The following is a 22,048-nucleotide window of genomic DNA, read 5'->3' as shown; positions in this document are numbered from 1 at the left end:
CGGTTGCCCGCGAGCTCTTTGCTTTCCTTTTTCAGTTGTTAGGGACGGACTCTCATGCCCAGTGCAGTACAAACTCTTGATATTTCGCCGGTCGGTCGCGTCGAAGGCGACCTCGACGTTCGCGTCAACATTCAAGATGGCGTCGTTGTCGACGCCTGGACGCAGGCCGAATTGTTTCGCGGGTTCGAAATCATCCTGCGCGACAAGGATCCGCAAGCCGGCCTCGTCGTTACGCCCCGCGCCTGCGGCATCTGTGGTGCCTCGCACCTGACGTGCGCCGCCTGGGCGCTGGACACGGCCTGGCAGACCGAGGTGCCGCGCAATGCGATCCTGGCGCGAAATCTTGGCCAACTGGTCGAGAGCTTGCAGAGCCTTCCGCGGCATCACTACGGGCTCTTCATGATCGACTATACCCACAAGAACTATTCGGGTTCCAAATTTTATGAAGAGGCGGTGAAGCGATGGGCGCCGTTCACAGGTAGCAACTACGAGATCGGCGTCACCATTTCCGGTAAACCTGTCGAGATCTATGCGCTTTTGGGCGGGCAGTGGCCCCACTCCAGCTACATGGTTCCGGGCGGGGTGATGTGCGCGCCTACGCTCACCGACGTGACCCGGGCGTGGTCGATCCTTGAGTATTTCCGTCGCGAATGGATGGAAAAGGTCTGGCTCGGTTGTTCGCTGGAACGGTACGAACAGATCAAGACCTACGATGACTTCATGGCTTGGCTCGATGAAAGGCCGCAACATGCCAATTCAGACCTCGGCATGTTCTGGCGGATGAGCATCGATTGCGGCATGGACAAGTACGGTCAGGGCCACGGACGTTTCGTGTCCTGGGGATACCTGCCGCACGAGGACAAGTACCAGAAGCCAACGATCGATGGCCGCAACGCTGCCGTCATCATGAAGAGCGGCGTGTACGACGGGCAGAGCGACACGTTCAAGCTGATGGATCAGAAATTCACCCGCGAAGATACCGCTCATGCATGGTACGACGAACCCGGCGGCCTGCATCCGTTCGATCGGAAGACCGTGCCGACGCAAAAGAATACGGTTGATATGGGTGGTAAGTATTCCTGGTCCACCGCGGTGCGGCACGATGAAAGCGGGCGTCTTGAAGCGGGGCCGCTGTCGCGCCAGTTGATCGCGGGCGGCAAGCACGGTGAGTCCTGGCAGCACTACGACCCGCTGGTGCTCGACATGTACAAGAAGCTGGGCGGAGCCAGCGTGATGTTGAGGCATTTCGCTCGCATGCATGAAGGGGTCAAGCTGTATCGGCAGGCCGAACATGCGCTGCGGGAGTTTCGCCTGAATGATCCCTGGTACATCAAGCCGTCCGAGCGGGACGGACGGGGTTGGGGGGCGACCGAGGCCATCCGCGGGGCTCTTTGCCACTGGATCGAGGTCAAGGACGGCAAGATCAAGAACTACCAGATCATCGCGCCGACGACCTGGAATGTTGGGCCGAGGGCAGCTGATGGGACGCGAGGACCAATGGAGCAGGCGCTGATCGGCTCGCCAATCAAGGATCCGCACGATCCCGTCGAGGTCGGCCACGTCTGCCGTTCGTATGACTCTTGCCTGGTCTGCACCGTGCATGCACATGATGCCAAGACCGGCGAGGAGCTGGCGCGTTTTAGAACGGCCTGAATATACTCACCGAGTGCTGGATTGCGTCGATGGGCTTCGTTCGGCAAGTCACAGGCCGAACGGAGCTGGATGAACCATTACGTCGAAAGGCGGGTTGCGCATGGCGTCCGACAACGGGGCTGTCCTGAAGGCTATAGCGGATATGCTCGAAAACGGGCTCAAGACGCAGGTTGAGCCGTTTCCCGAGACCGATAAGGAATTCGCTGAGGTCTTGCTGCAGCTGCGTCAGCTTGACCCGAAGGATCTGAAATCAAAGCTGGTAATCAGTGGTTTCCTCGATCAGCCCTATGGACCGGACAGGCAGCGTTGTCTGGAGTGTATGTACTACCTTGTTCATCGCAAATGGTGCGACTTGCCTGAACTCTCAGTGCCGGTCGAACCGGACTGGTGGTGCCGACTGTGGCGAATCTGAACTGAACCCTTTCAGAAGCGAGCGCCAATGACCGCCGTAAGCGATCACGAGTTGCGCACCCAAATCAGCACCCTGCTCAATTCGGGTCTTGTGACGGATATCTTTCCGCGGGCAGACAGCCATGAGGACGTTCATAAGCTCGTGAACGAGCTTCAGCTGGCCGGAAACGATCTGAATTCGAAGCTTCTGATCGCCGGGTTTACCCCCTATCCGGTCGAACACGGTGGCGTGTGCCAACTTTGCGAGACCTGTATGTACTACAAGGTCCATCGGCGCTACTGCGAACTGCCGGAATTGGATGTACCAGTCGAACCCCACTGGTCCTGCAGGCTTTGGCGGATCTGATCGGCTGGATCAACACTATCGCCATGCGTGCGTGAAGCTGTCATGCTGAACACCATGGCGCACCTTCGCTTGAAGGTCCCGCAACGGACTGTCCGCACCGAGCAATCCTGAAACGAAGGGCGATGATCCCACCGAGGCTCCGCTATGATAGCTGTCGTCGCCTGTGGAAATCCAAACCGCTCGGATGACGGAGCTGGCCTTGCCGTTCTGCAGTTGCTCAAGCGCCGAGGTCTCGATCATGATGGCGCCGTGCGCCTGCTCGATGCCGGGACGGATGGAATGGCGACGATGTTCGCAGCCCGTGGATGTCGCGCGCTGATCGTCATCGATGCCTGTCAATCTGGATCAGAGCCCGGGGCCATTTTTGAGGTGCCGGGAAGCGAATTGACGCAGCGTTATGCGCCGGGCCTCAACCTTCATGACTTTCGCTGGGATCATGCGCTCTTTGCCGGAAAGGCGATTTTTCGCGACGCGTTTCCGGACGATGTCGTGGTTTTCCTGATCGAGGCGCAAAGCATCGACCTCGGATTGACGATGTCCGAGCCGGCATCGGGCGCGGCATCAAAAGTTGCTGATCGAATCGAGGAGCTCATCCGAACACGATTATCGAATGGATCGAGCAACTGATGTCTTCCTCTACGGTCATCATTAAAGACGGGGCCGTGTATCTTTCGAGCGATGTCTACACGCGCTTCTTCGATCGTCTCGAATCCGTCATTCTTCTGCGACGGGACCGTGATCTTTGCATCCTCCCCGTCCGGCACTCCGCAGCCGGCGGTTACCTTCTCAAGATGCGCAACAAGGCCGGCGACCGGGTCGTTCACGCGCCGGACTTCTTTCGCGAGAGCGGCTCCCTTAAAAATCTTTGCACCGAATTCGCAGCCGAGTGGTCGAGCACGCACGGTGCGCTCATGATCGCTGGGGCGTTTGAAGTGTAAACGAAGTTTACACTTCGCATAAGGAGTAGACAGTCACCAAATTTGGTTGTTAGATTTGATCCGCATCAATGACGCGCCCTGAGTAAAGCGGCGCGCGTGTCCGGAGGGGACGCTGTGGCCGCGGGTCTGACTGACGACCAGGTTCGTGCAGCTCTAGAAGCTGCGGACAGTGACGAGGCCACGCCGGTCGAGCGGGCTGAAATGCTCATGGAAATCGCAATGGGGCTGCAGTCACGCCCCAAATCGCCAGATGCGATTGGCTCTGCGATCGCCCTCTACGACAAGGCTCTGACGATTTGTACGCAGGATAGGCGCCTGCTACGCGCGCGTATCCTTGCGCGGAAGGCAACTGCTCTGCAGGCGATGCCTGAGCAGGGGACCGAGGCCCTCAACAGCTCACGCGTCATCTTTGAAGACGTCATTCCCGTGCTCGCTGATGTCGGCGTCGCCGAAGAGGTTGCCGAGGCGGAGATGAATCTTGGGCTATGCCTCCAAACTCTCGCCGGTGTTGGGCGGGCGCGAATCTCGGATGCGATTGCCGCCTATCAGCGCGCGCTTCGCACCTTCACGCGCAACGTTCATCCGAAGGAGTATGCGATTCTGCAGAACAACCTTGCGACCGCCTTTCTCTCGATGCCGATGACCGACGAGCGCGCCAAGATGCGGGAGGCGCTCGCGGTGCAGGCTTTCGAGGAAGCTCTCAAGGTCGTGACGCTGGTCGATGATCCAGTCGAATACGCCATGCTGCAGAACAATCTCGGCAATGCCCTGCAGTATGTCTCGTCGAGTCACGTGCTCGAAAATAATCTTCGCGCGATCGAGGCATACGACGAAGCGCTCAAGGTCCGCACGCGCGAAACGACCCCGCTCGAATATGCCAACACGATCTCCAACAAGGCGAATTGCCTGTGGAATTTGCCGGGCCATATCGAGAGCTCCGAGACCGGTAACGGCATGAATCTTTCGATGGCGCTGGTCTACTACAGGGAGGCGCGTGAGATTTTTGCCGAGCATAGTGATCTCGAACGAGCGCGCATGCTTGACGAAGCGATGATGCAGATCGAGTGCGAGCTGACGGAGCTTGGAGCGTCCCTCGATCGTGCTTCCCCTCTGCAATGAGAACTTTCAACCATAGGAGTCTTCAGGAATGGCCGAATCCGTATCTCCAGTGATCTTTGCCTTGAGCCTTTGCCTGGGTGTGTTCGCCTCAATCGCGGGCGGTATTGTCGGCGGCATTGTTGTGGGCGGAAAGGTGCTCGGGCGAGAGCTGGCGGCGCTCCTTGGGGCGTTCTACGGGCCGCTGGCGGGGATCGCCGGGGTCCTGCTCGGTCTTGTCGTTCTCGCGATCGTCGGGTGAGGGGGGCGAACATGTGGGCAATGGCGCAGAATTCCATCTTGCTGTTCTTTCGCGGAAAGCTCTTTGCCGAGCCGGTCAAGGCTTACCGGCAGATCGCGATTGGAGTGGCCATAACAGCGATCCTCCTCGTTGCTCTCGCGACGATTGGTGTTCCGATCTGGGGCGCGTCCGTCGTCGCGGCGGCGATCGGCGGAGGATTGCAACCTTATCTGTTCCGGAACCTGCGTTATCAATGATGAGCCGCACGCGCGAGATACTATGAACGCTCTTGAATTGACACCAACAGTCCGGAACAATCTCGCTGGCTTTGTCAGCGATATCGAACGGTTGGAGTCGATCGTTGCGACCTGGGATGACGGGCCGCGATCAGTCGTTGGCGCCTACAAGCTGGCGCTCGAAGCGCTGAACGCCGAAGCTTTTCGGCGACTGATACGCGCGTTGAAGGTCGATCCGGCTGCGCTCGCGGCAATGAAAACCGCAGCTACAGATGAAGTCGTCTATGCGGTGCTGCGGAGTTACGATGTCTTGAAGGCAAGCCTTAACGAACGTGTCGAGCAGGCGCTCGAAAGTGTCCGGCCGATGCTCAAATCACATGGCGGTGACGTGGAGCTGGTCGACGTGCGTCCGCCAACCGTCGAGGTTCGGTTCAAAGGGGCGTGCGACAGCTGTCCTGCCTCTACCTTGACCTTCCATGCCGGAGTGAAGAAGGCGCTTCAGGACGTCTGTCCCGAGATTACCGATGTCGTTCAAGTCAAGGGAGCGGGCGCGGTCTCCGAGGGCGCTGTTCGCTTCATCAGCCCCTTTGCGCTGAACGCCGAAGGGAACTGGATATCAGCAGGGACTCTGTCGGACTTTCCCGATGGCGCGATCCGTTCGATGGAGCTGGGCGGACGGAAGATCATTTTGTCGCGTAACGGCGCGTCGCTAACCTGCTTCGAGAATGCCTGTGCGCACTTGGGATTTCCGATTCATGATGGTGAGGTGAAGAACGGCATCATCACATGTCCCTATCATGGCTTCCGGTACGATCTCGCGAGTGGCGAATGCCTGACTGCGCCCGAGGTGCAGTTGCAACCGCACGCCGTCAGAATTGTTGGGTCAAGTGTCGAGATAAGGATATCAGCTTAGCCATGGTCACCTCTGCCGCGACCATACGCCTGAACCAGCGACGCGCCATCCCGCACGATAATCATGTGCCGCACCGATTCTTGTCGGCAAGCGGCGCGAAAGTGATCCTTGGCGGTGAAGTCACTACGGACGGGCTTGTGCAATCGATCGTTCCCTCCGCCCATACGCTTTTTGGTCCGCGTGGGGTCTGTCTTATCAGCGAGAACGGGCCATTGTTCGTCTGCGACAGCGGCCACCACCGTCTTTTGATATGGACCCAGTGCCCGTCCGACGACCAAGCGCCGGCCGATTTTTTGATTGGCCAAGCTGAGTTCTCGCGCGAAGGCCGGAACGCCAAGCGTGACGTTGGTCCCGATACGCTCAATTTCCCCACCGGCGTTGCCGCCGCGGATGGTGTCTTGGCGGTGGCCGATGCCTGGAATCATCGAATCCTGATCTGGTACGGTTTGCCCTTGTGCTCAAATCGGCCTGCTGACGTGGTTCTCGGTCAGGCGGACTTCAGCGGCGGGCTTGCCAATCGCGGCTACCCTTCGCCGCGCGATGATACGCTGAACTGGTGTTATGGGGTTGCCATCAATCAGCGAAGGCTGATCGTCTGTGATACCGGCAATCGCCGTGTTCTGGTGTGGAACGAGATTCCGACAGCCAATGGCGCGCCGGCCGATTTGGTCCTAGGTCAAAGGGATTTTACCACGCGCGACGATAATGCAGGGAGTGCGGCCAGCGCACTGGGAATGCGATGGCCGCACGGCATCGCGTGCCACGGAAGGACGCTTGCAATTTCGGATGCCGGCAACAACCGTGTCATGGTGTGGCGTCGTTTCCCCGCCAGCAGCGGGAAACCTTGTGATCTTGTGCTTGGCCAGGACGACTTTCTTGGTGTCGATCACAATCGATCCACCTACGACCCCTCGTCCAGCGCAATGAGCATGCCTTATGGGCTCGCGGTGTGGGACGATCAGCTTGTGGTCTGCGACACAGCGAATTCACGATTGCTCGCCTTTGACCTCGATGGGCTGGCAATGGACGGACCGGCAACGGGCCTGGCGGCCCAGCACGGCTTTGCTGACAAGGGCGACAACCGTTGGCGTGTCGCCAGTCGCGACAGCTTATGCTGGCCTTACGATGCGTCATCGTCCGGTCGAACGCTCGCGATCGCCGATAGCGGTAACAATCGAATCCTGCTCTGGGAGAAGGGGCCATGAGCAGCCTCGAGCGTATCGTCCAGGACGAGCTTGCGGAAGCGGTCGAGATCCGGGTACGGGGTCGCGTCCAGGGGGTCGGCTTTCGGCCTACGGTATGGCGCTATGCGCGTCAGCTGGGGCTTGGTGGCGAAGTCTTGAACGATGGCGACGGGGTGCTGGTTCGCGCCAGAGGCGAACACGCCGTGGTCAAGATGCTGATCGACCGCATCGTGAGCGATCCTCCGCCATTGAGTCGGATCGACGCCATCCAAATGCAGCCCTACGCTGGGGCTCTGCCCGATGAGTTCGTCATTGCTAACAGCGAGCAGGGTACCGCGCATACCGAGGTCTCTCCCGACGCGGCCGTTTGCGCGGACTGCGCGCGTGAGAGCACCGACCCGTTCGCGCGTCGCTTCCGCTATCCCTTCACCAACTGTACAAATTGCGGGCCGCGCCTGAGCATCGTTGACGGCATTCCGTACGATCGTGCAAAGACCACCATGGCGCCATTTACGATGTGCGCCGAGTGCGCCCGTGAATATCGCGACCCTTCCGACCGACGGTTCCATGCCGAACCTGTCGCTTGTCATGTCTGCGGACCCAGGGCGAAGCTGATCCGTCTGGACGGGCGCCCTTTCACGTTCGAGCAATTTTCTATGCTCGACGATGTGGACGCGGCCTGCAGCTTGATCCAGAAGGGAGAAATTGTCGCGATCAAGGGGCTGGGTGGGTATCAGATCGCTTGCGACGCCACGCGTTCCGATACGGTTGCGCAGCTACGAAAGCTCAAGCGGCGCGATGGCAAGCCCTTCGCGCTGATGGCCCGGGATACCGCAATCATCCGTCGTTACTGCAGTTTGGATGAACAAGAAGCGGCTGAATTGACGAGCGCGGTCGCTCCAATTGTGCTCTTGCGCGCGGACGGGTCGGAGCGGCTGCCTGACGAAGTCGCGCCTGGGCTGCAAACTCTTGGCTTCATGCTGCCGACCACGCCGCTGCATCTCTTGCTGCTGCGGCGGATGGATCGCCCGATGGTAATGACCAGTGGTAATCTGTCCAATGAGCCTCAGGTGACAGATGACGAAGAACTGCGCGAGCGTCTCGGGGGAATAGCAAGCTTCGCCCTGACGCACGATCGAAGGATCGCCAATCGCGTCGACGATTCCGTGGTTCGTATCGTCAGGGGAAGGCCGCGTCTCTTGCGTCGGGCCAGAGGCTATGCGCCGGCGACGCTGCCTCTACCGCAGGGTTTTGAAGCCGCGCCGGATCTGCTTGCACTGGGGGGCGAGCTAAAGGCGACATTCTGCCTGATAAAGGATGGAGCCGCTGTTCCTTCGCAGCATCAGGGCGACTTGGAAGATGTTTCGACCTCCGACGATTACGTGAAAAATCTCTCGCTTTACGCCTCGCTATTCCAGCATGTTCCGACGGCCCTGGTTGTCGACATGCACCCGGAATATCTGTCCTCGAAGCTCGGTCGTGCGGCGGCAGTCGACAGTGCAGTACCCTTGATCGAGATTCAACATCACCACGCACACGTCGCCTCCTGCCTCGCCGAAAATCGATATCCGCTTGGTGCGCCGCCCGTACTGGGAATCGTCCTTGATGGCTTGGGGTGGGGTGATGATGGTGCCCTTTGGGGTGGTGAGTTCCTGCTTGCGGACTACTGCGGATACGAGCGCCTTGGTACCTTTAAGCCCGTTGCAATGCTCGGGGGAGCTCAAGCTGCGCGCGAGCCATGGCGCAATCTCTACGCTCATCTAATGGCTGAGATGAATTGGTCCGAGTTTACGATGAATTTCAGAGAGCTTGAGGTGTACGCGTATCTGGAGGCCAAGCCGCGTAACATGTTGGATGCGATGGTCAGGAACGGGATCAATGCGCCGCTTGCATCGTCCTGCGGCCGGTTGTTCGACGCGGTGGCGGCGGCCATCGGCGTTTGCCGCGACATCCAATCTTACGAAGGAGAGGCCGCCGCGCGGCTCGAAGCGCTGGTCGATGAGGATCTGCTTTTGAACGAAGACGAGGCGCTGGCGTATCCACTGACGATTCCGAATCTGCGCGGCTCGGGTCCACCTTATATCGAGCCGCTCGCGATGTGGCACGCGGTGCTGGGCGACTTGATCCTGAAGACACCAGCTTCGGTGATCGCGACACGGTTCCACAAGGGCCTGTCGAAAGCCATCGTCGCCATGACGCGCAAGCTTGCTGGCGGTTCAGATGGGACCGAGCGGAAGTTCGCGACGGCCGCGCTGACCGGCGGCTGCTTCCAGAACCGAATTCTCTTCGAAGAGGTTGCGCGCCGGCTGGAGCGAGACCACTTCGGGGTGCTGTCGCAGGCTCAGGTTCCCGCGAACGACGCAGGACTTGCGCTCGGCCAAGCGGCCATCGCCGCCGCGCATCTGATCGAATCGAACAAAAACACCAGGGAAGGAAACAAACCATGTGTCTCGGCATTCCCGGGCGGATCATAAGGATCGACGACGAGACGCGGAAGCTTGCAACCGTCGATATCAGCGGTGTCAAGCGTCAGGTCAATATTGCCTGCATCGTCAGCGACGACCATCCGGTCAAGGCTTGCGTCGGCGACTGGGTGCTCGTGCATGTCGGTTTCGCGATGAGCCGTATCGACGAAGAAGAAGCCGCGCAAACTTTGAAGATTCTTACAGAACTCGGTGAGGCCCAGGCTGAAATCGAGGCGATGAAGCGCTCGGCAGCCCAAGCAGGAGGGTAGTGTCATGTCCGGAAATAGCGATCTCAAGGCGCTCTATCCGTTCTTGCATGGCGGGCAGCAGGACCCAGATCGGCTCGATGCCGCCCTGATGCTCTCAGTCGAAGAGAAGGCCCGCGACTCGCGGGAGACCAACGGACGCTTCTTCGGCGAGAATGCCAAAATGCTGGTGGCCGCAGCCAAAGCGGTGGCTGATGTCTATCGGAACGGCGGTCGGCTGTTTTCCATGGGCAATGGTGGCTCAAGCTGCGATGCATCTCATGTGGCCGTGGAGTTCGTCCATCCGATCACGGCGGGACGGCCCGCGCTCGCAGCAACCAATCTCGTCGCCGATCTCGCTATGATTTCGGCGGTCGGCAACGATCTTGGCTTCGAGCATGTCTTCGTCCGCCAGATCCTTGCGCAGGGAAGGGGCGGCGACGCGCTGATCGGTATCTCGACCAGTGGCAATTCCTCAAACCTGATGGCTGCGTTTGCGAAAGCCAGGGAAATGGGCATCGTGACCATCGGGCTTGCCGGCGGCGACGGCGGCAAGATGAAAACATCGGGTAGTGTCGACTACTGTCTGGTGGTTCCCACGACCTCGATCCATCGCACGCAGGAGTGCCATGTGACCGCCTATCACATTCTCTGGGATCTCGTTCATACGCTGCTTGCGGACGACCGGGGATCCGCGCAAACCAAGGGGGCCGCCGCATGAAGTACGTGGACGAGTTTCGCGACGGCGAGAAAGCGCGCGTGCTGATCAGCGAGATCGAGGCGTTGATCTCGAGCATGGCACTTCCGCCGGATCGGCCGCTTTACCTCATGGAGGTTTGCGGCGGCCACACGCATTCCATCTTCCGTTATGGCTTGGAGGGCATGCTGCCTAAACAGATCGAGTTGGTCCACGGTCCCGGTTGCCCGGTCTGCGTACTGCCAATGGGACGGGTCGACGATTGCGTGGCGATCGCCGAGAGTCCGAACGTGATTTTCACCACGTTTGGGGACGCCATGCGTGTCCCTGGCTCGAAGAAGAGCCTGCTGCAGGCCAAGGCCGATGGCGCCGATGTGCGCATGGTCTATTCGCCGATGGATGCGCTCGCATTGGCGCAGCGCAATCCGGAGCGCGAGATTGTGTTCTTTGGCCTCGGATTTGAGACGACGATGCCTTCGACCGCGTTGACGATCCTGCAGGCCGAAAGCGAGGGCATCCGAAACTTCTCGGTCTTCTGCAATCACATCACGATCGTTCCGACCATCAAGGCCATCCTCGACAGCCCCGGCCTGCAGCTTGACGGCTTTCTGGGGCCAGGCCACGTATCGATGGTGATCGGCACCGCCCCTTACGAATTCATCGCGAACTTCTACCGGAAGCCGATGGTGGTTGCCGGCTTCGAGCCGCTCGACATCCTGCAGTCGATCTGGATGCTCCTCAAGCAGATCAGGGAGGGCCGGGCTGAGGTCGAGAACCAGTATGCTCGCATCGTGCCGGACGAGGGCAACAATGCCGCGTTGCATGCTGTGTCCCATGTCTACGAGCTGCGCGAATTCTTTGAATGGCGGGGACTAGGCTCGATCGACCATTCCGGCGTCAGGCTGCGCGAGGCCTACGCGCATTTCGACGCGGAGCGGAAATTCGCGATTCCGAACGTCAGAATAGCCGACCCGAAATCGTGCCAGTGTGGCGAAGTGTTAAAGGGCGCCATTAAACCGTGGCAGTGCAAGGTATTCGGAACATCCTGCACCCCCGAAACGCCACTTGGAGCGCTGATGGTTTCCTCGGAGGGCGCCTGTGCAGCGTACTATCAATATGGCGGTCAGAAACACCAGGCGGAGGTCGTATGAATATCATTCCCTTCGTCAAGGCCCGTAGGCGCGGGAAGGTCAACGTCAGTGCCGTGACGCTTGCCCATGGGGGTGGTGGCAAGGCAATGAAGGACCTGATCGATGACGTGTTTCTGGCAGCGTTCGACGAGCATTCCGCCGAGCCGCTCGAAGACCAAGCGCGTTTCGAGCTTGCGATGTTGCAAGGATATGGCGACCGGCTCGCCTTCACGACCGATTCTTTCGTCGTGGATCCGTTGTTCTTTCCCGGCGGGGACATCGGCAAGCTTGCGGTTTGCGGGACAGTGAACGATCTCGCCGTCGGGGGGGCAGTGCCGATGTTCCTGTCCTGTGCGGTTATCATTGAGGAGGGAGTTCCGATCGATCTCTTAAGGAAGGTCGCGCGCTCCATGGCGCAAACCGCGATGCAGGCCGGTGTGCGGATCGCTACAGGCGACACAAAGGTTGTGCCGCGAGGCGCATGTGACAAGATGTTCGTCACGACGAGCGGTGTCGGGACGATTCCTGCCTCAGTCGTACTCGGTGTGGACAAGGCATGCGTAGGCGATGCCGTGCTCGTGAATGGGCTCCTTGGCGATCATGGTGCCGCAATCCTGTGCGCGCGCGGCGACATGGCGCTCGAAACGCCGATTGCAAGCGATTGCGCGTGTCTGCACGAATTGATTGCCTCCATCCTGGCGGCAGCACCAGGTACGCGCTTTATTCGGGATGCGACCCGCGGCGGCATTGCAACCGTTCTTAACGAGATTGCGGAGGGATCACAGGTCTCGATCGAGATCGACGAAGGCGTGACGCCCATCCGTGAGGAAGTGAAGGCCTTCTGCGAAATCCTAGGCTTGGATCCGCTCTACCTTGCCAATGAGGGCAAGATCGTCGTCGTTGTCCCGCCGAACGAAACCGAAGCGGCGCTCGCGGCGATGCGTAGCCATCCGCTGGGCGTCGATGCAGCTGTAGTCGGACGAATCGGGGCGGAAAAAGAAAATCGCGTCACCATGCGAACGACTTTGGGAGGCCATCGGATTGTCGACATGCTTGTCGGCGAACAATTGCCCCGGATCTGCTGAGAGGGCCCATGCACGAACTCGGTATTACGCGCAACATCGTTGCCATCGTCAGCGATGCCGCCAAGGGACGGAGGGTGTGCCGCATCACTGTCGATATCGGCGAGCTCTCCGGTGTGATGGGTGAGGCGGTCGCGTTTTGCTTCGAGACGGTGGCCAAGGGCTCGCCTCTTGAAGGCGCGGTCCTTGATATCAGGCGAATTGCAGGACGAGCCCATTGCGCGGCCTGCCGATCAGAATTCGATCAGGAAAGCCTGTTTACGCCCTGTCCCTGCGGATCACGGCAGTTCACTCGTCTCCAGGGCGAGGAACTGCGTATCAGAAGTATGGAAATCGAAGAGGAGGCTGCTTGATGTGCGGGCATTGTGGTTGTGGCGCCAAGTCGGGCGCGACGGTTCTCAATATGCAGACCGGTCAGACGAGCAGCCTTGACCAGGCCGAGGCCGCCGAACATGGGCACGAACATTTTCACGTCCATTCGGATGGTGTGGCTCACGCGCATTCGCATGACCATGGACATCCGGACGCCCATGAGGCCGACCACACCCATCACCATGAACACGACCATGGTCACCATCACCATGGTCACGATCATCATCAGCAGCATGCGCATGATCACGGCCCACACGCCAGCGCCACCGTCGTTGAAATAGAAGCACGGGTTCTCGCCAAGAACGAGGCGCTCGCGGCAAGAAACAGGGCCTGGTTTGCTGGGCGTGAGATTCTGGCCCTAAATCTGGTGAGTTCGCCGGGCGCGGGCAAGACGACGCTCTTGGAGCGGACCATCCGCGACTTGCACCACGAGACCGATCTGTTCGTGATCGAGGGGGATCAAGCTACAGCCAATGACGGAGAACGGATTCGGCGGGCGGGAGCGCCGGCCGTGCAGGTGAACACCGGAACCGGCTGTCATCTTGAAGCCGACATGGTCGCGCGCGGGCTTTCAGAATTGCAGCCGCCGGCAGGAGCGATCGTGATGATCGAGAACGTCGGAAATCTCGTTTGCCCGGCGATGTTTGACCTTGGCGAGCACGCGAGGGTGGTCATTCTCTCCGTGACGGAGGGAGAGGACAAGCCACTTAAGTACCCGCATATGTTCCAGTCCGCGAACCTCATGATCCTGAACAAGACTGACTTGTTGCCGCATCTCGATTTCGACGTCGACAAGGCTGTCGCCTATGCGCGGCAGGTCAACCCAAGTATCGAAATATTGCAGGTATCGGCCAGGAGCGGAGAGGGCCTCGATACGTGGTACGGCTGGATCAGGCACCAGGTCCAGCACGTCAAGGAGCGGGTCTTCGCGTCGTAACGGATAGGCTGGTACAATGATCGCCATCTTGGGGCTGGGGTTCTTGCTGGGTATGCAGCACGCGCTGGAGGCCGATCATGTCGCAGCCGTATCAGCGATTGCGGCGCGCCGCAGCAATGCCGCAGAGATCGTCAAGCACGGACTGACATGGGGGCTCGGTCACACGGTCACTCTGTTCTTATTTGCAGGTGCCGCCTTGCTGCTCGGCCAAGCGATCCCACAGCATCTCTCGGTCCGGCTAGAGACCGCGGTCGGGATCATGTTGATGATCCTGGGAGGTCACGTACTATGGCGACTGTGGTGCGATCGCGTTCACTTTCACCAGCATCGACACCCGAACGGCGCATCACATCTGCACCTTCATGCGCACGCCAACGAGACTGGACCACACAACCTGGGCGCCCACGAGCATGCACATGGCTTCCGCTGGCGAACGCTAATTGTCGGTCTTATGCACGGCATGGCCGGTTCGGCCGCATTGCTCGTGCTCGCCGTGTCGCAGGTCGCGAACAGTCGGGAGGGCCTGCTCTATATGCTGCTATTTGGTGTAGGCTCGATGATCGGGATGGCCGCGCTGTCGACCGCGATCGCGATACCGCTGGTGATATCGGCGCGCACGCTGACCTGGGCCAATCGCGTGCTGCAGTTAATTGCGGGCGGCGTGGCTCTCGGTATCGGGCTGATGACCGTGTTCGCGACAACTCTGGCAGCGCAGCCTGCGTGACTTAGGACTTTGTAGCAAAGCCCCCGCTGAACGACCTTCGGCAAGTTGGAAATCAACAGTCCGCCGATTGGAAGCTATTGAATCGCGATCTGGAAGCATAGGCGGGGAAAGCCTTCCCCTGCGGCCGAGCCAAGGTCTCGGCCGACCCCATCTCGCGGGGACACCCCGCAACGCCCCCTTTAGAGTAAGAGGGCGGACGGGCTTCGCCATGACGGGTTGGAGAACGGAGGAGAGGCCTCCGGCACCTGTCGTGGAGATGACCCATGACCCAAGTCGAAGTTCTGAGCGCTGGCCGCAACCACGTTGGCGGCTACAAGGTGGACGTGACCCGCGGCGAGCGCGTCGGCCGAGTATCGTCGGAGTGGTTCTCGCGGCCGGCAGACGAGCGCTATCTCTCCCTGTCGGACCTCTATGCCGCGGTGCGTGGACGGAGCGAGCGAAGCCGGACCCGAACGGTCGAGAGCGCTGCGATCCGGGTTGAGGCCAGCCGCGACGATGCCGAGCGCCTGGCTCTGGTGCTGCCCGATTCCGACACGCCGATCGCGCCAACTCACTGGAGCTTCGGCCAACTTGCCAGCCTGGTCGGAGCGCCGGCGGCCTACCTCCGTCAGCTTCCGGCGCCGCTCGCTGGCATCAACCTGCAATACGGCTTGACCTCCCATTCCATCGAGCAGATGAAGACGCTCGAGATCGAAGACGGTCGAGTCGAGCTACGCGCTGTCACCGGTCCTACCTACGGGCGCATATTTGACCACGAACTCGTAGCGGCCGTTCAGCGTATCGCCGGCAATGGTACGGGCGACACGCGCTGGAAGATTCCGGGCGTCCTGGAATGGTCCACGGGCGTCTATAACCCGAGCGTCGACATCACCCAGGATACGACGACGCTCTATGCGTCCGATCGCGATGTTTTCCTGTTCCTGGTCGACGACCTCAACCCCATCGAGGCCGGCCGGCTTCCCGACGGTTCGCCGGACCTCTACTTCCGCGGCTTCTACTGCTGGAATTCCGAGGTGGGTGCGAAGACGCTCGGATGGCGAGCTTTTATCTTCGCGCCGTCTGTCAGAACCGCAATCTGTGGGGCGTCGAGGATTTCGAGGAGATCACCATCCGCCACTCCAAATACGCCGCCTCACGGTTTGCCCACGAGGCGGCGCCGGCGCTGGCCAGCTTTGCCAATTCCTCACCGAAGCCCTTCGTCAATGGCATCAGGGCCGCGCGAGAAAAGATCGTGGCCCGCACGGACGACGACCGCAGCGAGTTCCTGCGCAAGCGCGGCTTCTCCAAGACCGACACGGCGAAGATCATCGAACGGGTGCTGTCCGAGGAAGGGCGCAAGCCCGAAAGCGTGTTCGATTTCGTGCAAGGCATCACAGCGGTTGCGCGGGGCAAGACCCATCAGGACGCACGACTCGATATGGAGGCGCGCGCGAAGAAGCTGCTCGACCGCGCGGCCTGATACCCGGCAAGCCGGAAACGCGGAACGGCGTGTCTCAGGCTTCGTGCTGTTCCGTTTTTCCTGATCGTCGGTTTGTGGCAATGCCCTGGAGAGGAAGAGGGCGGCGCTGCGCTTCGTGACGGGTTGGAGGTCCAGAGAGAGACTTTGGGTCGCCCGTCGCGGAGTATCACTTATGGCTGCTGCTGTTCAAAAGATCACCCTGTCGTCCTCGCGCGACATTCCCTTCAACAAGCTGGTGCTGAGCCAGTCGAACGTCCGGCGTGTGAAGGCCGGCGTCTCCATCGAGGAGCTGGCCGAGGACATCGCCCGGCGTACTTTGCTCCAGAGCCTCAACGTCCGGCCGGTCCTCGACGCCGAAGGCGCCGAGACCGGCATGTTCGAGATCCCGGCCGGCGGCCGGCGCTACCGTGCGCTGGAGCTGCTGGTGAAGCAGAAGCGCCTGGCCAAGACCGCGCCGGTGCCTTGCGTTGTGCGCGATGCGGCAACCACCATTCTCGCCGAGGACGACTCGCTTGCGGAGAATATTCAGCGCGCGCCGCTGCATCCGCTCGACCAGTTCCGGGCATTCCTGGCTTTGCGCCAGAAGGGGCAGTCCGAGGAGGACATCGCCGCGGCTTTCTTCACGTCAATCAACGTGGTGAAACAGCGCTTGCGCCTGGCCGCAGTCTCGCCGGCGCTGCTCGACATCTATGGCGAGGACGGCATCTCGCTCGAACAGTTGATGGCCTTCACCGTCACCGCGGATCATGCTCGTCAGGACCAGGTCTGGCAGGCCATCTCCGGCTCTTGGCAGAAGGAACCCTATCAGATCCGCCGCATGCTGACGGAGAAGACGGCACGCGCCTCCGACCGGCGCGCCGTGTTTGTCGGTCTCGACACCTACGAGGCTGCTGGTGGTGTGGTGCTGCGCGACTTGTTCCAGTCCGACGATGGCGGCTGGCTGGAGGACGTCGCTCTGCTCGACCGTCTGGTCGCCGAGAAGCTGAAGGCGGAGGCGGAAACGATCGCCGCCGAAGGTTGGAAGTGGATTGAGGTCGCGATCGACTTCCCCTACGGCCATGCTCGTGGCCTGCGCGAGCTGGACGGCGTACTTGCCGATCTCACCACCGAAGAACAGGCAACCATCGAGGCGCTCGAGACCGAATATGCCAAGCTCGAAGCCGAGCATGACGGCGTGGATGAGCTTCCCGATGAGATTGACCAGCGCCTTGGCGAAATTGAGACGGCTCTCGGCGCCTTCAACGATCGACCCGTCATCTATCAGCAGGCCGACATCGCCCGCGCAGGCGTGTTCGTCGGCATCGACGCCGAAGGCAAGCTCTTGGTCGATCGCGGCTACGTCCGGCCCGAGGACGAAGTGCCCGTGACCGAGCCAGAGCAGGGCAGGGGCGGCGAACCCGATGCCGCGGCCCTAGACGGCGCCGAACCATCAGCACCGGTTATCCAGCGCGCCGTCGTCACCATCGGCGGCCAGGTTGCAGAGTCCGAGGACGAGGATGACGATGCGGTGAAGCCGCTGCCGGACCGTCTTCTGACCGAGCTCACGGCGGAGCGGACTTTGGCATTGCGCGACAAGCTGGCGACCACGCCTTCGGTCGCTTTCCAGGCGGTGCTGCACAAATTCTGCCTGGACGTGTTCTCCCGCTATTCCTCCTACGGAACGGCGATGGAGGTCTCCGTGCGCAGCGCGAGTTTCCCGGTGCAGGCGCAAGGGTTGAAGGACACGCGGGCGGCCAAGGCCATCGACGCGCGCCACAAGACATGGGAGGAGCGCCTGCCCAAAGACAAAGCCGGTCTCTGGGATTGGCTCACCGGATTGGCCGGCGACGAGCAGGCGGCGCTCTTTGCGCACTGCGCCTCATTCGGCGTCAACGCGCTCTACGAGAAGGGCGACCGCTACGGCGGCGGCGCCACCCCGCACGCCGTCGAGCAGCGGATCGCGGATGCCGATCGCATCGCCCTCGCCGTCGACCTCGACATGGTGGCGTCCGGTTGGCGCCCCACCGTCGAGAACTATCTCGGCCGGGTCCCGAAGCGCCGCATCCTCGAGGCGGTGCGCGAGGGTGCCGGCGAGCGGTCCACCCAGCTCATCGACCATCTGAAGAAGGGCGACATGGCCAAGGAGGCTGAACGGCTGCTGGCCGAGACCGGCTGGTTGCCCGAACCCCTCAGAATGGTTGACGTCGACCAGGCTGCGACCGCCAACGCCGCGGAGCCTGAAAGCGATAGCGAAGCGCTGCCGGAATTCCTCGCCGGCGACGACGAGGAAACTCCGGCCGATCAAGCGGACGAGTCGCACATGATCGCTGCTGAGTAGAAAAACTGGCTGGGGCGATGGTCTTCGCCCCAGCCAATTTTTATGCGCTGCGAGCGACCTGTGACTGCACCTTCAGGCCGTCGATCCAGATCGCGATCCGGCCGACGGCCACGAGGCCGGAGGTTTCCGCCACGAACCGCCGTACCGCCCGCGTGCTGCTGACTTGGAAGCGATGTCGATAGCCTTGGGCCACGGCGCGATCGGTAAAGCCTTTCAAAGCAGCGAACCCTGCCGCTTCCTGGATCTCGAACTGAACCCTCCACCGCGTGCGTCGCGGTCGAACATCGTCGCGAACCTCGACGCTGATGCGGTGCTTACTCCCGCCGCGAACGGTGACAGGTTCAATCTTCTTGGTGGGAAACTTCAGAATTTGAGCCATCAAATCCTCCTTCATTGGACGAAGCGGTTCGATGGTCGTGTCGGGGCTCGTGAACCGCATGCCGAGACCCGCCCCGCGCAAAAAGCACGGGGGCAGGTCAGCGGCAGCCTGTTAACCAGGCCGTTCAGCTCTTGAGGCTCGCGCCACAAGCGGTTCTTGCTGCGCGGCGCGCAGCGACCCTGACGCAGCAAAAGTAATGTCCTGCCCGCAAAGTTTCAAGACATCAGGCAGAGAGTGAGAGTGGGGCCGGGATGGATTTGAGCCGGTTCGGTCCGAGAGAGAGCGCCGGCCGGCTCGCTCCTCCCGCTCTCCTTGAGGCTCCCCTCATGAACCACCTTTTCTCGACCGCGGCCGACGAGGCCGCCCCGATCTCGCCTGCACGCGCTCCCGAGGGCGCCAGCGTGATCATCGCTGCGGCTGAGCAGCTTCTCGCACATCTTGAGCATGGTCGACGCATCGACGCCAAAATTCTGCGCGCCGCGATGGAAGTGGCCTTCGGCGCATCCGATGCGACGGGCGCATGGGATTGGAAAGCGGCCTACGATGCCTGTGAGGCCGCCACCGTCCTGTTCCTGCGCAAATACGGAAAGGCGCTCTTCCGCAAAGCCGCTTCTCCGGCTTCACGACTTTCCGCCTTGGACAAGATCGCGGGGCTTCTGCCGACCCACACTCGCCGCTCTGCCGAAAGCGAGACTTTCCAGCAATTCTCGACGCCGTTCCCGGTCGGCCTAGCTGCGTTGACCGCAGCTGCCATTACAGCGGCGGATCGAGTGTTGGAGCCGTCCGCAGGCACGGGGCTGCTCGCCATCCTCGCCGAGATCGCCGGCAGCGGGCTGGTGCTGAACGAACTGGCCGAGACCCGGGCCACGTTGCTCTCTTCCCTCTTTCCGGCCATTTCCGTCACGCGCTTCGACGCGGCCCAAATTGACGACCACCTCGATCCCGCCATCGTCCCGAGCGTCGTGCTGATGAACCCGCCGTTCTCGGCGATGGCGAACGTCTCGGGCCGCATGGCGGACACTGCGTACCGTCACGTCGCCGCGGCTCTGGCGCGTCTCGCCGATGGCGGCCGGCTGGTCACGATCACTGGCGCAAGCTTCTCACCCGAAGCCTCAGCCTGGCGCGACGCCTTCGCCCGTTTGCAGGAACGCGGTCGGGTGGTGTTCACCGCGGCGATCGCCGGGGCGGTTTATGCCAAGCATGGCACCACGATCGAGACACGCCTCACCGTGATCGACAAGGTGCCGGCCGCGGATCCGAGCGCGTTCCCGGCGTCGCCGGGAATGGCGCCCGACGTTGCGACACTGCTCCGCTGGATCGGCGAGCACGTTCCACCTCGTCTGAGCGTCGCATCGACCGGTGTGCTTCCCGTGTCAGCCTCGCCGGCGCGTCGCACCGTGCGCGGCTATCTCGCGAGCGCCGCTGCACAGCCGGTTAAGGCGTCGGTCGCCGATCCCGAAGCCGTCGACCTCGCTTATGAGACGACCGATTTGGCGCCGCCCGAGGGCGCGCGCCTCAGCGACGCCATCTACGAAGAATACCGGCTCCAATCGATCCGGATCCACGGTGCGCAGGCGCATCCGACCAAGCTGGTGCAGTCGGCCGCGATGGCCTCGGTCGCGCCGCCGAAGCCGAGCTATCGGCCACGGCTGCCGGCAAACCTCGTCAGCGATGGCATTCTGTCCGACGCCCAGCTTGAGACGGTCATCTATGCCGGCGAGGCGCATGGTAACTATCTCGCTGGCGCCTGGACGGTAGACGAGACCTTCGACCTCGTCGCGGCCGCCCGAGACGACGCGCCGAACACCGTTCGTTTCCGCCGAGGCTTCATGCTCGGCGACGGGACAGGCGCCGGCAAGGGTCGCCAGTCCGGCGGCATCATTCTCGACAACTGGCTGCAGGGCCGGCGCAAGGCGGTCTGGATCTCGAAGTCCGACAAGCTGCTCGAGGACGCGCAGCGCGACTGGTCGGCGCTCGGCATGGAGCGTCTGCTAATCACGCCGCTCTCGCGCTTCCCTCAAGGGCGTGAGATCCGCTTGGCCGAAGGCGTCCTATTTTTAACCTACGCTACGCTGCGGTCCGACGACCGCGGCGAGAAGCTTTCGCGCGTCCGGCAGATTGTTCAATGGTTGGGCTCCGACTTCGACGGCGTCATCATTTTCGACGAGAGCCATGCCATGCAGAATGCCGGTGGCGGCAAGGGCGAGCGCGGCGATGTTGCGCCTTCGCAGCAGGGCCGTGCCGGCTTGCGCCTGCAGCATGCGCTGCCCAATGCCCGCATCGTCTATGTCTCGGCGACCGGCGCCACCACCGTCCACAATCTCGCCTACGCCCAGCGCCTCGGGCTCTGGGGCGGCGAGGATTTTCCTTTTGCCACGCGCGCCGAGTTCGTCGAGGCCCTCGAGGAGGGCGGAGTCGCGGCGATGGAGGTGCTCTCCCGCGATCTTCGTTCGCTCGGCCTCTACACTGCTCGCTCGCTTTCCTACGACGGCGTCGAATACGAACTGGTCGAGCACCAGCTCACCGACGAGCAGCGGCGCATCTACGACGCCTATGCCGGTGCCTTCAGCGTCATTCACAATCACCTCGACGCGGCGATGCAGGCCGCCAACATCACTGGCGAGACCGGCACGCTCAATCGTCAGGCGAAGTCGGCCGCGCGCTCGGCCTTCGAATCGGCCAAGCAGCGTTTCTTTGGTCATCTGCTTACCAGCATGAAGACGCCGACCCTGGTCCGCTCCATCGAACGGGACTTGGCCGAGGGCCATGCCGCGGTGATCCAGATCGTGTCGACCGGCGAGGCGCTGATGGAGCGGCGGCTCGCCGAAATCCCGACCGAGGAGTGGAACGACGTGCGCGTGGACATCACGCCGCGCGAGTATGTCTTATCCCGAGTTCGGGATAACACATATTGGACGAAGCCGCTCCGCGGCAGAACACTCGGCAAGAGTGGCCCATCGTCAGATGGAGGAATGCGGCTGAAGCAACTGTAACGGCTTTGGCGTGCCATGGTGAGACGTAATTTGCAGCGTTCATAGGCTTGGCTTCGAGCAAAATGACGTTGCTGCCTTCGGGCAGTTTTCGTTGTTTTGCCAAGGAGCCTTCAATGACCCCGCTTCGGTTACGTATGATAAACGACATGCAGATCCGCAATCTGTCACCGCATACGCAGGATTGCTATCTGCTGCAGATTTCGCAGTTCGCCCGCCATTTTGCCAAATCGC

21 protein-coding genes and 2 pseudogenes are annotated in these 22,048 nt (G+C 61.3%); 21 read left to right on the top strand and 2 right to left on the bottom strand.

Going from position 1 to position 22,048, the window contains the following annotated elements:
* Positions 1 to 171: 171 nt before the first annotated feature.
* The 3 genes from QQL28_RS02385 (at position 172) to QQL28_RS02375 (ending at position 2,410) form a co-directional block, all read left to right on the top strand.
* Positions 172 to 1,653 carry a nickel-dependent hydrogenase large subunit gene (locus tag QQL28_RS02385; RefSeq protein WP_284260610.1) on the top strand — a complete coding sequence of 494 codons (1,482 nt, stop codon included), beginning with the start codon at positions 172 to 174 and terminating at the stop codon, positions 1,651 to 1,653.
* A 100-nt stretch (positions 1,654 to 1,753) separates the two neighbouring features.
* A complete protein-coding gene (locus QQL28_RS02380; RefSeq protein ID WP_284260608.1) occupies positions 1,754 to 2,065 on the top strand; it encodes a hypothetical protein in 312 nt (103 codons plus the stop codon).
* 27 nt (positions 2,066 to 2,092) lie between these two features.
* Positions 2,093 to 2,410 (top strand): hypothetical protein, encoded by a 318-nt coding sequence (locus tag QQL28_RS02375; protein WP_284260602.1) that lies wholly within the window; start codon positions 2,093 to 2,095, stop codon positions 2,408 to 2,410.
* A 15-nt stretch (positions 2,411 to 2,425) separates the two neighbouring features.
* Here the strand turns inward: QQL28_RS02375 and QQL28_RS02370 are convergent, their stop codons facing one another.
* Complete coding sequence (locus QQL28_RS02370) at positions 2,426 to 2,650, bottom strand: hypothetical protein (protein WP_284261564.1); 225 nt, start codon at positions 2,648 to 2,650, stop codon at positions 2,426 to 2,428.
* Between QQL28_RS02370 and QQL28_RS02365 the strand changes: the two genes are divergently transcribed.
* The 17 genes and pseudogenes from QQL28_RS02365 to QQL28_RS02285 all read left to right on the top strand — a co-directional run bounded on the left by QQL28_RS02365 (position 2,555) and on the right by QQL28_RS02285 (position 18,445).
* A complete protein-coding gene (locus QQL28_RS02365; RefSeq protein WP_284260600.1) occupies positions 2,555 to 3,037 on the top strand; it encodes a hydrogenase maturation protease in 483 nt (160 codons plus the stop codon). The two genes, QQL28_RS02370 and QQL28_RS02365, sit on opposite strands and share 96 nt — an antisense overlap.
* Positions 3,037 to 3,348, top strand: a complete 312-nt coding sequence (locus QQL28_RS02360; RefSeq protein ID WP_284260598.1) for a hypothetical protein — start codon at positions 3,037 to 3,039, stop codon at positions 3,346 to 3,348. The genes QQL28_RS02365 and QQL28_RS02360 overlap by 1 nt, the downstream gene beginning before the upstream one ends.
* 219 nt (positions 3,349 to 3,567) lie before the next feature.
* On the top strand, positions 3,568 to 4,467 hold the full coding sequence (locus QQL28_RS02355) for a tetratricopeptide repeat protein (protein WP_284260596.1): 900 nt from the start codon (positions 3,568 to 3,570) through the stop codon (positions 4,465 to 4,467).
* A gap of 28 nt (positions 4,468 to 4,495) precedes the next feature.
* The gene (locus QQL28_RS02350; RefSeq protein WP_284260595.1) at positions 4,496 to 4,705 is read left to right on the top strand and encodes a hypothetical protein; all 210 of its coding nucleotides are present in this window, start codon (positions 4,496 to 4,498) and stop codon (positions 4,703 to 4,705) included.
* Between the two features lie 20 nt (positions 4,706 to 4,725).
* Positions 4,726 to 4,941 carry a hypothetical protein gene (locus QQL28_RS02345; RefSeq protein WP_284260593.1) on the top strand — a complete coding sequence of 72 codons (216 nt, stop codon included), beginning with the start codon at positions 4,726 to 4,728 and terminating at the stop codon, positions 4,939 to 4,941.
* A 22-nt stretch (positions 4,942 to 4,963) separates the two neighbouring features.
* Positions 4,964 to 5,833 carry a NifU family protein gene (locus QQL28_RS02340; protein WP_284260591.1) on the top strand — a complete coding sequence of 290 codons (870 nt, stop codon included), beginning with the start codon at positions 4,964 to 4,966 and terminating at the stop codon, positions 5,831 to 5,833.
* 2 nt (positions 5,834 to 5,835) lie between these two features.
* The gene (locus tag QQL28_RS02335) at positions 5,836 to 7,038 is read left to right on the top strand and encodes an NHL repeat-containing protein (protein ID WP_284260589.1); all 1,203 of its coding nucleotides are present in this window, start codon (positions 5,836 to 5,838) and stop codon (positions 7,036 to 7,038) included.
* Positions 7,035 to 9,491 (top strand): carbamoyltransferase HypF, encoded by a 2,457-nt coding sequence (hypF, locus tag QQL28_RS02330; protein WP_284260587.1) that lies wholly within the window; start codon positions 7,035 to 7,037, stop codon positions 9,489 to 9,491. The genes QQL28_RS02335 and hypF overlap by 4 nt, the downstream gene beginning before the upstream one ends.
* Positions 9,461 to 9,751, top strand: a complete 291-nt coding sequence (locus tag QQL28_RS02325; protein WP_284260585.1) for a HypC/HybG/HupF family hydrogenase formation chaperone — start codon at positions 9,461 to 9,463, stop codon at positions 9,749 to 9,751. Before hypF ends, QQL28_RS02325 begins: the two co-directional genes overlap by 31 nt.
* 4 nt (positions 9,752 to 9,755) lie before the next feature.
* On the top strand, positions 9,756 to 10,448 hold the full coding sequence (locus tag QQL28_RS02320) for a D-sedoheptulose-7-phosphate isomerase (protein ID WP_284260583.1): 693 nt from the start codon (positions 9,756 to 9,758) through the stop codon (positions 10,446 to 10,448).
* On the top strand, positions 10,445 to 11,575 hold the full coding sequence (gene hypD, locus QQL28_RS02315; RefSeq protein WP_284260582.1) for a hydrogenase formation protein HypD: 1,131 nt from the start codon (positions 10,445 to 10,447) through the stop codon (positions 11,573 to 11,575). The genes QQL28_RS02320 and hypD overlap by 4 nt, the downstream gene beginning before the upstream one ends.
* The gene (hypE, locus tag QQL28_RS02310; RefSeq protein WP_284260581.1) at positions 11,572 to 12,639 is read left to right on the top strand and encodes a hydrogenase expression/formation protein HypE; all 1,068 of its coding nucleotides are present in this window, start codon (positions 11,572 to 11,574) and stop codon (positions 12,637 to 12,639) included. The genes hypD and hypE overlap by 4 nt, the downstream gene beginning before the upstream one ends.
* An 8-nt stretch (positions 12,640 to 12,647) precedes the next feature.
* The gene (locus tag QQL28_RS02305; protein WP_284260580.1) at positions 12,648 to 12,989 is read left to right on the top strand and encodes a hydrogenase maturation nickel metallochaperone HypA/HybF; all 342 of its coding nucleotides are present in this window, start codon (positions 12,648 to 12,650) and stop codon (positions 12,987 to 12,989) included.
* Positions 12,989 to 13,945 carry a hydrogenase nickel incorporation protein HypB gene (hypB, locus tag QQL28_RS02300; RefSeq protein WP_284260579.1) on the top strand — a complete coding sequence of 319 codons (957 nt, stop codon included), beginning with the start codon at positions 12,989 to 12,991 and terminating at the stop codon, positions 13,943 to 13,945. Before QQL28_RS02305 ends, hypB begins: the two co-directional genes overlap by 1 nt.
* Before the next feature lie 16 nt (positions 13,946 to 13,961).
* Complete coding sequence (locus tag QQL28_RS02295) at positions 13,962 to 14,669, top strand: HoxN/HupN/NixA family nickel/cobalt transporter (RefSeq protein ID WP_284260578.1); 708 nt, start codon at positions 13,962 to 13,964, stop codon at positions 14,667 to 14,669.
* Positions 14,670 to 14,932: 263 nt separating this feature from the next.
* Positions 14,933 to 16,128: pseudogene (locus tag QQL28_RS02290) on the top strand (DUF932 domain-containing protein).
* Positions 16,129 to 16,300: 172 nt separating this feature from the next.
* The gene (locus QQL28_RS02285) at positions 16,301 to 18,445 is read left to right on the top strand and encodes a ParB/RepB/Spo0J family partition protein (protein WP_284260577.1); all 2,145 of its coding nucleotides are present in this window, start codon (positions 16,301 to 16,303) and stop codon (positions 18,443 to 18,445) included.
* 40 nt (positions 18,446 to 18,485) lie between these two features.
* On the opposite strand, the gene QQL28_RS02280 is transcribed toward QQL28_RS02285, so the two are convergent.
* Positions 18,486 to 18,824 (bottom strand): hypothetical protein, encoded by a 339-nt coding sequence (locus QQL28_RS02280; protein ID WP_284260575.1) that lies wholly within the window; start codon positions 18,822 to 18,824, stop codon positions 18,486 to 18,488.
* Between the two features lie 326 nt (positions 18,825 to 19,150).
* Between QQL28_RS02280 and QQL28_RS02275 the strand changes: the two are divergent.
* Positions 19,151 to 21,712 (top strand): annotated as a pseudogene (locus QQL28_RS02275) (strawberry notch-like NTP hydrolase domain-containing protein); the annotation flags it as partial.
* Between the last annotated feature and the right edge of the window lie 336 nt (positions 21,713 to 22,048).

This window comes from Bradyrhizobium iriomotense (assembly GCF_030160715.1).
Lineage (GTDB): Bacteria > Pseudomonadota > Alphaproteobacteria > Rhizobiales > Xanthobacteraceae > Bradyrhizobium > Bradyrhizobium iriomotense.
The sequence above is the reverse complement of the archived record's forward strand: the minus strand, read 5'-3'. Positions and strand labels throughout refer to the sequence as shown.

Excerpts from the sequence above, each read along its gene's own strand:
- QQL28_RS02380 (WP_284260608.1), top strand. The coding sequence starts at position 1,754 with ATGGCGTCCGACAACGGGGCTGTCCTGAAGGCTATAGCGGATATGCTC.
- QQL28_RS02375 (WP_284260602.1), top strand. The coding sequence starts at position 2,093 with ATGACCGCCGTAAGCGATCACGAGTTGCGCACCCAAATCAGCACCCTG.
- QQL28_RS02365 (WP_284260600.1), top strand. The coding sequence starts at position 2,555 with ATGATAGCTGTCGTCGCCTGTGGAAATCCAAACCGCTCGGATGACGGA.
- QQL28_RS02370 (WP_284261564.1), bottom strand. The coding sequence starts at position 2,650 with ATGATCGAGACCTCGGCGCTTGAGCAACTGCAGAACGGCAAGGCCAGC.
- QQL28_RS02360 (WP_284260598.1), top strand. The coding sequence starts at position 3,037 with ATGTCTTCCTCTACGGTCATCATTAAAGACGGGGCCGTGTATCTTTCG.
- QQL28_RS02355 (WP_284260596.1), top strand. The coding sequence starts at position 3,568 with ATGGGGCTGCAGTCACGCCCCAAATCGCCAGATGCGATTGGCTCTGCG.
- QQL28_RS02350 (WP_284260595.1), top strand. The coding sequence starts at position 4,496 with ATGGCCGAATCCGTATCTCCAGTGATCTTTGCCTTGAGCCTTTGCCTG.
- QQL28_RS02345 (WP_284260593.1), top strand. The coding sequence starts at position 4,726 with ATGGCGCAGAATTCCATCTTGCTGTTCTTTCGCGGAAAGCTCTTTGCC.
- QQL28_RS02340 (WP_284260591.1), top strand. The coding sequence starts at position 4,964 with ATGAACGCTCTTGAATTGACACCAACAGTCCGGAACAATCTCGCTGGC.
- QQL28_RS02335 (WP_284260589.1), top strand. The coding sequence starts at position 5,836 with ATGGTCACCTCTGCCGCGACCATACGCCTGAACCAGCGACGCGCCATC.
- hypF (WP_284260587.1), top strand. The coding sequence starts at position 7,035 with ATGAGCAGCCTCGAGCGTATCGTCCAGGACGAGCTTGCGGAAGCGGTC.
- QQL28_RS02325 (WP_284260585.1), top strand. The coding sequence starts at position 9,461 with ATGTGTCTCGGCATTCCCGGGCGGATCATAAGGATCGACGACGAGACG.
- QQL28_RS02320 (WP_284260583.1), top strand. The coding sequence starts at position 9,756 with ATGTCCGGAAATAGCGATCTCAAGGCGCTCTATCCGTTCTTGCATGGC.
- hypD (WP_284260582.1), top strand. The coding sequence starts at position 10,445 with ATGAAGTACGTGGACGAGTTTCGCGACGGCGAGAAAGCGCGCGTGCTG.
- hypE (WP_284260581.1), top strand. The coding sequence starts at position 11,572 with ATGAATATCATTCCCTTCGTCAAGGCCCGTAGGCGCGGGAAGGTCAAC.
- QQL28_RS02305 (WP_284260580.1), top strand. The coding sequence starts at position 12,648 with ATGCACGAACTCGGTATTACGCGCAACATCGTTGCCATCGTCAGCGAT.
- hypB (WP_284260579.1), top strand. The coding sequence starts at position 12,989 with ATGTGCGGGCATTGTGGTTGTGGCGCCAAGTCGGGCGCGACGGTTCTC.
- QQL28_RS02295 (WP_284260578.1), top strand. The coding sequence starts at position 13,962 with ATGATCGCCATCTTGGGGCTGGGGTTCTTGCTGGGTATGCAGCACGCG.
- QQL28_RS02285 (WP_284260577.1), top strand. The coding sequence starts at position 16,301 with ATGGCTGCTGCTGTTCAAAAGATCACCCTGTCGTCCTCGCGCGACATT.
- QQL28_RS02280 (WP_284260575.1), bottom strand. The coding sequence starts at position 18,824 with ATGGCTCAAATTCTGAAGTTTCCCACCAAGAAGATTGAACCTGTCACC.